At 56.7% G+C, this 10,592-nt stretch carries 7 protein-coding genes and 1 tRNA gene; 7 read left to right on the top strand and 1 reads right to left on the bottom strand.

Annotated elements, in window-relative coordinates:
* Window positions 1–269: 269 nt before the first annotated feature.
* Window positions 270–343 (bottom strand) — tRNA-Cys (locus ACIQ5B_RS08030).
* A 273-nt stretch (window positions 344–616) separates the two neighbouring features.
* Between ACIQ5B_RS08030 and ACIQ5B_RS08025 the strand changes: the two genes are divergently transcribed.
* The 7 genes from ACIQ5B_RS08025 to ACIQ5B_RS07995 all read left to right on the top strand — a co-directional run.
* A complete protein-coding gene (locus tag ACIQ5B_RS08025) occupies window positions 617–1,201 on the top strand; it encodes a protein-L-isoaspartate O-methyltransferase (protein ID WP_397598555.1) in 585 nt (194 codons plus the stop codon).
* Entirely contained in the window at window positions 1,198–2,664 is a 1,467-nt protein-coding gene (locus ACIQ5B_RS08020) for a TolC family outer membrane protein (protein WP_397598554.1), read from the top strand. The genes ACIQ5B_RS08025 and ACIQ5B_RS08020 overlap by 4 nt, the downstream gene beginning before the upstream one ends.
* A 22-nt stretch (window positions 2,665–2,686) precedes the next feature.
* On the top strand, window positions 2,687–3,094 hold the full coding sequence (locus ACIQ5B_RS08015; protein WP_397598553.1) for a DUF2497 domain-containing protein: 408 nt from the start codon (window positions 2,687–2,689) through the stop codon (window positions 3,092–3,094).
* On the top strand, window positions 3,094–4,368 hold the full coding sequence (locus tag ACIQ5B_RS08010) for an amidohydrolase family protein (RefSeq protein ID WP_397598552.1): 1,275 nt from the start codon (window positions 3,094–3,096) through the stop codon (window positions 4,366–4,368). The genes ACIQ5B_RS08015 and ACIQ5B_RS08010 overlap by 1 nt, the downstream gene beginning before the upstream one ends.
* Window positions 4,369–4,780: 412 nt before the next feature.
* Window positions 4,781–6,829 carry an alpha/beta fold hydrolase gene (locus ACIQ5B_RS08005; protein WP_397598551.1) on the top strand — a complete coding sequence of 683 codons (2,049 nt, stop codon included), beginning with the start codon at window positions 4,781–4,783 and terminating at the stop codon, window positions 6,827–6,829.
* Window positions 6,830–6,953: 124 nt separating this feature from the next.
* The gene (locus tag ACIQ5B_RS08000; RefSeq protein WP_397598550.1) at window positions 6,954–9,620 is read left to right on the top strand and encodes a valine--tRNA ligase; all 2,667 of its coding nucleotides are present in this window, start codon (window positions 6,954–6,956) and stop codon (window positions 9,618–9,620) included.
* Window positions 9,617–10,592: MATE family efflux transporter (locus ACIQ5B_RS07995; RefSeq protein WP_397598549.1), on the top strand; the 976-nt coding region annotated here is incomplete at its 3' end. The genes ACIQ5B_RS08000 and ACIQ5B_RS07995, both read left to right, overlap by 4 nt.

Below are 10,592 nucleotides of genomic sequence, written 5' to 3'. Positions count from 1 at the left end.
GACCGGACGGGCAAGCGGCCCACACCTGCACTGGGGCATGAAATGGAACAATGCGCGCGTTGATCCCAAGCTTTTGATACCCGCAACATAAACCGGCGTTAAGACGGCTTTCAGTCACGGACCGGGCTAAAGAGGGGGCGACTGAGCCACGCCAGCGGTAACACGGAATACCGCACGCTTCGTCCCCAACTGCTGGAGCGGTTTGGACTGCGGGAACACATGCCCGCCGCAAGAACACGCTCGGTTGCGTCTCGTTCAATCTGAAAAAATGGAGGCCCGAGCCGGAATCGAACCGGCGTGCAAGGATTTGCAGTCCTCTGCGTCACCACTCCGCCATCGGGCCCCTAAACAACAACCTGCCTAATCAGCAATGCCGCCATGTGGTGAAGGCGGGCACTTAGCGGCTTGCAGAATTCATTGCAACCGGCAATCTGGAATGCTGTGCCATGTGCGCCACAAGCCATGGAAAAAGTTGCTATTTGCATCCTGAAATAGGCCGTTTGTCTGAATCCAGCTTGGCGGGACGGGTTCGGATAGCTAGAACCGAAGTCGAAGGCTGTATTGTGTTTGCAATACAGTTGTGCCACATGGCCCACAGGTTAATGGAAATATTCCGATGGAATCAGGTAAATTTGAAGATATGCGGCGTTCAATGGTGGACAGCCAGCTGCGCCCAAGCGGTGTAACCGAAAGCTGGGTGCTTGCCGCAATGGGCAGCATCGCGCGCGAGGATTATGTCCCCGTTTCGCACCAGATGACGGCCTATATGGACCGGTCGATTGAGCTGGAAAATGGCGAGAACTTAAATCCGCCGATTTCAACTGCGTTGTTGTTGCAGGCTGCTGACGTGCAGGCGGACGACAATGTTCTGCTCATTGGCCAGCCCAATGGATATGTCGCTGCGATATTGAAAACCCGCACCGCGCATTTGACCACGGCAGCCGCCGACAATCTCGGCGCAGCCAGCGCCAACGCACCTTATGCCTGCATCATTATCGATGGCGCGGCTGAAGAACTGCCCGATGCGCTCCTTTCGCTCGCCGCAGATGGTGCGCGGTTGGTCACTGGCATTGTTGAGGGCGCCGTGACGCGCCTCGCCAAAGGATATGTGCAGAACGGGAACGTTGCTTTGAAATCAATCGCCGATAGCGAGATCGCGCCTTTACCCGCATTTGCCCGCAAGCCGGAGTTTGTGTTTTGAGCGCGCGTCATTTCATCACTGTCGCGTTGCTCGCGTCGGCAGCATGTTCAGCACCGGCGATGGCGGATACGCTCCGCGATGCGCTGGTCTCGGCTTATGAAACCAACCCAAACCTGACCGCAGCGCGCGCCGGGCAGCGCGCGACGAATGAGGCGGTGCCGCTGGCTAAGGCCAATGGCCGCCCTGACATCACAGTTCAGCCAACTTATGTCGAAAATGTGCTTCAGGACAGCGGCGCATCGGTCGTTCAAGCGCGTGGCGTCAGCATCAGCGGAACCATTTCCGCACCGCTTTATGCAGGTGGTGGCATTAGAAACGCCGTACGCGCCGCTGAAAATCGCGTCGAGGCAGGGCTTGCCAATTTGCGTGGCACCGAAAGCGCCATTTTCTCGGCCGTCGTCGGCGCATATATGGACGTCATCCGCGACGAATCGATTGTCGACCTGAACCGCGCTCAAGTTGGTGTGCTCACCGTCAATCTGGACGCCACACGCGACCGGTTCGAAATCGGTGACCTTACCCGAACCGATGTTGCCCAGTCCGAAGCGCGTCTGGCATTGGCAACGAGCAATTTGGAAACGGCCCGCGCCAACCTCATTCGTTCAAAAGAAATCTACATCCAACTGGTCGGCCGCGAGCCCGGAGAATTGCAGGCGCCCCCACCGCTGCCCAATTTACCCGCCACCCCCGACAGTGCCGTAAGCGTAGCGTTGGAAAACAACCCCGACCTTATTGCGGCACGCGAGTCGCGTGAGGCGGCAGGGTTTGACCGCCGTGCGGCCAATGCATCGCGGCTTCCCACGATCAGCGTATTTACGTCGCCATCGTACAGCAATGCCCTGCGTTCCATATCGTCGAATATTCCGGGGTTTCAGGCGGACAATAGTTCGCTGAATGCACAGGCGGGCGTTCGCGCGACTTTGCCATTATATCAAGGTGGCCAACCTGCGGCGCAAATCCGTCAGGCGCAGGCGCGCCTTGGTCAGGCACAGGAACTGGAAATCGCGGCTGAGCGCGAAGCGATTGCACAGACACGGGCATCCTTCGCCAGCTGGAAGGCTGCGCTTGATGTCATCGCCGCTTCGGAACGTGCGGTGTCGGCAAACGAATTGTCGTTAGAAGGCACGCGTGCCGAGAACAGCGTCGGCAACCGCACAATCCTCGACATTTTGAATGCCGAGCAGGAATTGTTGAACAGCAAGGTTCAACTCGTTGCGGCACGCCGCAATGCATATGTCGCTGGCTTCAGTTTGCTTGCGGCCATGGGCAAGGCAGAGGCACGTGATTTGGGTCTCGAAGGCGGAACATTGTACGATCCCGTCGCGGACTATCAGAAGGTGGATGGCGCTTGGAACGACTGGTCATCGCAGCCTGACCCCGTCGCCAAATCGACCCGCACCGTTGACACGCAGGCGCAAAAAGCAGAAATAGAACCGATTTCTACAGGCGGTAGAACGCGCTAATCCAACGCAGCGGGACAAATTTATGGCAGATAATCGCAGCGAACCGTCAATGGACGAAATATTGTCGTCGATTAAACGTATTATCGCCGATGACGACCGCAGCCGCCCTGCGACCAAGCGCGCCAAGTCTGCTGCGCGTGAAGAGGAAGAGGTCCTCGAACTCACGACAACGGATCAAAATACGATTGCTGAAGATCGCTTGCTCGACGATAGCAAAGCGCAAAACCTGCGCCATAGCTTTTCAGCGCTGCAAACCCTCTCCGAACCCGGCGTAGCGCCGCAAATCGTTCGGTCAGGCGAAACCTCGCTTGAGGGTCTGACACGCGAATTGCTGCGTCCCATGCTGAAGGATTGGCTCGACACCCATTTGCCGCCAATCGTCGAAGCGATGGTTGAGCGGGAAATCACCCGCATCACGAAAAAGGGCTGATGCGCGCGGCGTTGATACTCGCGGCGGCGTTGGCGGTTTCGCCAACCGCTTCATTTGCGCAAAGCCTTTATATTGAAACGGGCCGGCTGTTGGATGTTCAGGCAGGCCAAGTCCTGACAGGGCAATGCATTAGCGTCGCTGCGGACAAGATCACCGCGGTCGCCCCTTGTGGCGCGACGCCAGCGGGCAGCGAACGGCTTGATTGGTCGGCCTACACCGTCCTGCCCGGCTTAATCGATTTGCACACCCATCTGGCCGACGCGAGCCAAAGCGCAGATTTAGCCCTTCCGCTGAAAACGTCGCCTGCGGCAACCGCGTTGATTGGCGCCCATAATGCACGGCTCACGCTTGAGGCCGGTTTTACCACCGTGCGTGATGTTGGCACCTATCGCGGGCTAACCGATGTTGCAGTGCGCGATGCTATCAATACCGGCAACGTTCCTGGATCGCGCATGTTTGTCGCTGGCGCATATATAACAATCCCAAAGGGCGGCGGTGAGCTCAACGGCGTGGTTCCCAACGAGCAGCTTCCGGCCGACATGCGCCTGGGTGTTGCAAGCACAGCCGACGAAGCCGCCGCGAAAACCGCATTCTTGATAGACCAAGGCGCCGATTTCATCAAAACCATCGCCACGGGCGCGGTGCTTGCGATTGGCACCGAACCCGGCGAGCCGGAATTGACCGAAGATCAACTGCGCGCAGTGGTGACGGCCGCCAAGGCGCGTGGCAAATTTGTGACGGCACATGCGCACGGCGCCGCCGGGATCAAAAGCGCTATACGCGCGGGCGTGCGCTCCATCGAACATGCCAGCCTGATCGACGATGAAGCGCTCAAAATGGCCAAAGCCAGCGGCACATGGCTGGTCATGGACATTTATAATGGTGATTATATTGACGATGTCGGCACCCGCGAAAAATGGCCCGAAGAATATTTGCGCAAGAACCGCGAGACGACCGATATCCAGCGCGCTGGCTTTACCAAAGCGGTGAAGATGGGCGTGAAGATTGCTTATGGAACCGACAGCGGCGTGTATCCGCATGGCGATAATGCCAAGCAATTTGCATATATGGTCCGCTATGGCATGACCCCGATGCAGGCCGTTCAAAGCGCGACCATCCGCGCGGCGGAACTGTTGGGCAAAGAAGATATGCTGGGAAGCGTGCAGCCGGGGCGCTTTGCCGATCTGGTGGCCGTTAAGGGCGATCCGATTCAGGATATCCGCGTGTTGGAAAATCTGACCCACGTCATGAAAGACGGCAAACTGGTCCGCTGATTTTCGCAGTCTGGCGATTTTGGACAAACAAAAGGGCGGGGAAGTACCCGCCCATCCGTTGCTTATTTGAAAAGCTGTTTTCTCAGACGCCAATTATACCATTGTGACCGAGAAAAGCAGGCTGCTGAGCGCGATGGCGCCAACAAAGCTAGCCAATTTCTGCATATTTCATTCCTTCTACTTGCCGCACAGCCAAATGGCCGGGTCGTCCCGTGGAAGGCATCCTTTTTTATGTTTTCGTTGTTGCGCTCCCCTACCGCCAAGAAATTTAAACTCAAGTTATTTAGTAGACAATGTGATTGCATAAAACGCAACTGGCGGCGCCGCGGCTTTGCAAAAACCCAACCCCAATTTTGAGATTTCCGCCTGTAATTTTCTTGCCTGCCTGCCTTGCGCTGACTAGCGTGTGGCTATGAGAAAAACCATCCTGCTTGCCGCAATCATCGGCACTTCCGCCCTTCCCTCCGCTGCGTTTGCGCGCCCGATGACGGAGACCGACCTCGCGACAATGAAGCGCCTTTCGGGTGCAACGGCATCGCCCGACGGGACAATGATCGCTTACCAGCTGCGCGAGACCGATTTGGCCGCGAACAAGGGCAAGACCGACCTCTATATGCTCAAAATCGGTGCCAATCCGAAGCCAATGATGTTCGCATCAAAACCAGCCAAGAATGAGCATGACCCCGCCTTTGCCCCCGACGGCAAAAGCATTTTTTACATCAGCAATGAAAGCGGATCTGACCAGATTTGGCGCTACGACATTGCGACCGCGACAACCACGCAAGCGAGCAATTTCAAGGCCGATGTCAGCGGGTTCAAAATCTCCCCCGATGGACAGAAATTTGCTGTCTGGGGCGATATCGCCCGCGATTGCATGGAATTTGGCTGTGAAAAGGACGGCGACACGTCAAAGTCCGGCCCCGGCACCGGTCGTGAATATGACCAGCTTATGGTGCGCCATTGGGACCAATGGGAAACGCCGGGCAATTACAGCCGCGTGTTCACCGTCATGCTCGGCGCTGATGGCAAGCTTGGCACATCGGGCACTGCAATGGACGGCACCCTTGTCGGTGATGCCCCGTCGAAGCCCTTTGGCGGCGGCGAAGAGATCAGCTGGAACGCCGACAGCAGCGGCCTTGTCTTCACACTGCGGTTAGCCGACAAAAATGAAGCCAAATCAACCAATCTCGATATTTATGGCGCGTCGCTCAAGTCGAAGGCGCCGGTCAACCTGACGGCCGACAATGCCGGGACGGACACGACACCCGCCATGTCGCCCGATGGCAAATGGATGGCATGGACGTCGATGTCGCGCGCGACCTACGAGGCCGACAGGCTGGTCGTAAAGCTTATGGATATGAAGAGCGGCAAGGTTACCGCGCTGACCGAAAAGTGGGACCGTTCGGTGGCGTCGCTCGCATGGGCTTTGGATAGCCGCAGCTTGCTGGTGACTGCGCAAGATGTGCTGGAAACGCCGCTGTATCGCGTCGACCTGAAAGGCAAAGTCACACGGCTTACTGACCGCGGTAGCATCGCCGAAGCCGTGCCGCTGAAAAATGGCGGTGTCGTCTACGCCATTAACAGCATCACGGGGCCATCCGACCTTGTGCATATGGATGCCAAGGGCAAAACCACACGGCTCACAAACGTAAATGCGGACGCTTTGGCAACGCTCGATCCCGTCAATTACCAGAAATTCAATTTTGCCGGCGCCAATGGCGAACAGGTATTTGGCCAAATCGTAAAGCCGCAAAATGCGACGAGCAAGCTGCCGGTGTTGTTGCTCGTGCATGGCGGACCACAGGGAACGTTTAACAACAGCTGGTCCTACCGGTGGAACCCGGCGGTCATGGCGTCGCAAGGCTATGCCGTTGTTACCATCGATTTTCACGGGTCGACCGGCTATGGTCAGAAATTCACCGACAGCATCAACAAGAATTGGGGCGGATGGCCGCTTGAAGATTTGCAAAAGGGCATGGACGCCGTTGGCAAAATCGACACGCAGCTTGATACCGCAAACGCCTGCGCGCTTGGCGGATCCTATGGCGGTTATATGATGAACTGGATTTCGGGCAACTGGCCCGACCGTTTCAAATGCCTCGTCAATCATGCGGGCATTTTTGACCTCCGCGCGATGGCCTATGAAACCGAAGAATTATGGTTCGACCAATGGGATAATGGCGGGCCATGGACAACGCGGACCGATGCCGAAAAATGGAACCCTGTGAACCATGTCGCCAAATGGAAAACACCGACTTTGGTCATCCATGGCGAGAAGGATTATCGCATTCCCTATTCGCAAAGTCTGGCCGCCTTCACCGCATTGCAGCAGCAGGGCGTGGAATCGAAGCTGTTGGTATTCCCCGATGAAAACCATTGGGTGCTGAAACCAAAAAATTCGATCCAGTGGCACCAGACCGTGTTCGCGTGGCTGGCCAAGCATTTGAAGGGTGCGAAGTAACGGGCGCAGCACCAATCAGCGGCGGGTGCGGCGTCATTGCGGCGGCGCTTTTTATGGGCTGTTCACGCACATGTCGTGTGGTGAGGGTTTCCCTTTCCGGTAAGGCTCGTTAAGGCACGAACCTATGACTATCGACAAGACTTTCGACCCCGCCGCAATTGAAGCAAAATGGTACGCCCATTGGGAATCCACTGGCGCGTTCCGTCCCGAACGGCCAGATGCAGAGCCCTATACAATCGTGAACCCGCCGCCAAATGTGACGGGCTCGCTGCACATTGGCCATGCGCTCGACAATACGTTGCAGGATATCCTCATCCGCCATGCGCGTTTGCAGGGCAAGGATGCACTGTGGGTGGTCGGAACCGACCATGCGGGCATCGCCACGCAAATGGTGGTCGAACGGCAATTAAACGCGCGCCAGCAAAAGCGCACCGATTTCACCCGCGACGAATTCATTGCCAAAGTGTGGGAATGGAAAGAGGAAAGCGGCGGCGAAATTACCGGCCAGCTGCGCCGGCTTGGCTGCTCGATGGATTGGGAAAATGAACGCTTCACAATGGATGAGGGCTTTTCAAAAGCCGTCATCAAAGTGTTCGTTGAACTGTACAATCAAGGCCTGCTGTACCGCGACAAGCGCCTCGTCAATTGGGACCCCGGCTTGAAAACTGCGATTTCCGACCTTGAGGTGGAAACCCGCGAAATCAACGGCAAGTTCTGGCACTTCAAATATCCGCTCGAAGATGGCAGCGGATTTATCTCCGTCGCAACCACGCGGCCCGAAACCATGCTCGCCGATATGGCGGTGGCGGTAAACCCGTCGGATGAACGTTATGCGTATCTGGTGGGCAAAAATGTGCGGCTGCCGATCACCGGCCGCTTGATACCGATTGTCGCGGACGAACATGCCGATCCAGAATTGGGTTCGGGCGCAGTCAAGGTAACGCCGGGGCATGATTTCAATGACTTTGAAGTTGGCAAGCGCGCCGGATTCAAAGCCAGTGAAATGTTCAACATGCTCGATGGCGAAGGCCGCGTTGTGCAAACGTCAGATGGCCTCATTCCGCAAGAATATATCGGCCAATATCGCTTCGGCATCGAAGGCGAGCCAACCAATGCGCGCAAGATGGTGGTCGAAGCGATGGACGCTTTGGGCTTGCTCGAAAAGGTTGAAGACCGCGTCATCCAAACACCCTTTGGCGACCGTTCGGGCCAAGTGATTGAACCGTGGTTGACCGACCAATGGTATGTCGACGCAGAAACATTGGCCAAGCCCGCAATCGAAGCGGTGCGTTCGGGCGCAATCGATATTGTCCCCAAATCTTGGGAAAAAACCTATTTCAACTGGATGGAAAATATCCAGCCATGGTGCGTGTCGCGCCAATTATGGTGGGGGCACCAGATCCCCGCTTGGTTTGATGCGGATGGCAAATGCTATGTCGCAGAGACCGAGGAGGCTGCGCAAGCGCTTGCCGGAACAGACGTTGCATTAACGCGCGATCCGGACGTGCTCGACACATGGTTCTCATCCGCGCTTTGGCCATTTGGCACATTGGGTTGGCCCGACCAAACGACCGAGCTCGATCGCCATTATCCCAATGACGTACTTGTTTCCGGTTTTGACATATTGTTCTTCTGGGACGCGCGCATGGCGATGCAGGGCATTCACTTCATGAAAGAAGTGCCGTGGAAAACGCTCTATCTGCACGGCCTCGTCCGCGCCGCAGACGGCAGCAAAATGTCCAAGTCCAAGGGCAATACCGTCGATCCGCTTGGCCTGATTGACCAATATGGTGCCGATGCCTTGCGCTTCTTCATGGCGGCTATGGAAAGCCAGGGCCGCGACATCAAAATGGATGAAAGCCGCGTTGCCGGCTATCGCAACTTTGCGACCAAGCTTTGGAATGCGGCACGCTTTGCCCAGTCCAACGGCATCGGCGGATCGCACAGCATCAACGCCCCCAAAGCCGAGCTCGCGGTTAACCGCTGGATTATCGGCGAGGTGGTTGGCACCGTCGAAAAGCTGAACAAGGCGTTCGCCGAATTCCGCTTCGATGGCATGGCCGATGTGATTTATCACATGGTCTTTGACCAGTTCTGCGATTGGTATCTCGAACTCATCAAGCCTGCTTTTGTCGATGGTGAAAAGGGCGAGATGGATGCTGAATCCATGGTCGTCGCTGGCTGGGTGCTCGACCAAATTTTGGTCATGCTGCATCCATTCATGCCGTTCATCACCGAAGAATTGTGGCACGCATTGGGTGATCGCCCCTATGACATCATCCATGCCAAATGGCCCGAACCGAACGCAACCGTTGACGCAGGCGCCGTTCGTGAAATCGACTGGGTGATTGACACGATCAGCAAGACGCGTTCGTTTAAGGCAGAGCTGAACATTCCGCCCGGCGCGCGTTTGACCGCGAATATCGCCGATCCACAGCCATCAACCATTGCAATCATCGAACGGCAGGCCGCGGCGTTGTCGCGCTTGGGCCGCATCGACAGCTTTGCTTTTACGCCTGTTGAGACCAACAATATCGCGCAGATCGTGGTCGGTGGCGATACGGTCGTCTATGCGCTCGATGGCATCATCGATCTCGATGCCGAACGCGGCCGCATCACCAAAGCCATCGAAGCTGCAGCCAAGGAACGTGATGCGCTTGCAGGGCGTCTGTCCAACGCAGCCTTTGTTGAAAAGGCAAAGCCCGAGGCAGTGGAAAAGGCACGCGCCGATCATGCGGAAAAAGCTGCCGAGGCCGAGCGGCTGACGGCGGCATTGGCACGACTGGGGTGAGCGGCGCACCCGCGCATCAACGTGACCTGACGGTTGGTCCGGTTGCAAAAACATTGTTCTTGTTTGCGCTGCCTTCGCTTGGCGTGAACATCCTCCAGTCGATCAACAATTCGGTCAATTCGGTTTGGATCGGAAAGTTTCTGGGCGAAGAGGCGTTGGCGGCGTCGGCGAACGCTGGGCTCATCATGTTCTTGATGTTCTCCACATTGTTCGGCTTCACCATGGCGACAACCATATTGATCGGCCAGAATATGGGCCGCCGCGATATTGAATCTGTGCGCCGGATCATGGGGACGGCAATCACCGTCTTTTTCGCCGCGGGCTTATTGTTCGCAGCGGCAGGCTGGATTTTTGCGCCCCATATGCTGCGGCTCATGTCGACGCCTGAGACGGTCTATCCGCTCGCGCTTGCCTATCTGCGCGTGATTTTCCTGACGATGCCCACGTCGTTTGTCATGGTGCTGATATCATCATCGCTGCGCGGCGTCGGTGATTCCGTCACGCCATTTTGGAATACGGTCTTGAATGTCGTGCTCGACATCATCCTCAACCCGGTCTTCATTCTTGGCTTTGGTCCAATCCCCGCAATGGGTATCGCCGGGTCTGCTTTGGCGACAATCGTTGCAGGGATCATCAGCCTCGGCCTGCTGCTGCACAAGGTCTATGCGCTTGACCTGACCATTCGTCTGCGCGGGGCCGAGCTTGCATGGTTGCGACCTGACGCCCGCTTTCTGAAGCCGATAGCGCGTATGGGTCTGCCCATGGGCTTGTCGATGATTATCATGTCGGGTTCTGCCGTCGTGATGATTGGCCTCGTCAATATTGAGGGCGTCGATACCACTGCGGCCTTTGGTGTGATGAACCAGCTGTGGAGCTATGTGCAAATGCCCGCCGTGGCTGTGGGTGGCGCGGTCAGCGCCATGGTCGCGCAAAACATCGGTGCGAACAAATGGGATCGCGTCGGTCGCATTG

The organism is Sphingorhabdus sp., from assembly GCF_044374345.1.
GTDB lineage: Bacteria > Pseudomonadota > Alphaproteobacteria > Sphingomonadales > Sphingomonadaceae > Sphingorhabdus_B.
The sequence above is the reverse complement of the archived record's forward strand: the minus strand, read 5'-3'. Positions and strand labels throughout refer to the sequence as shown.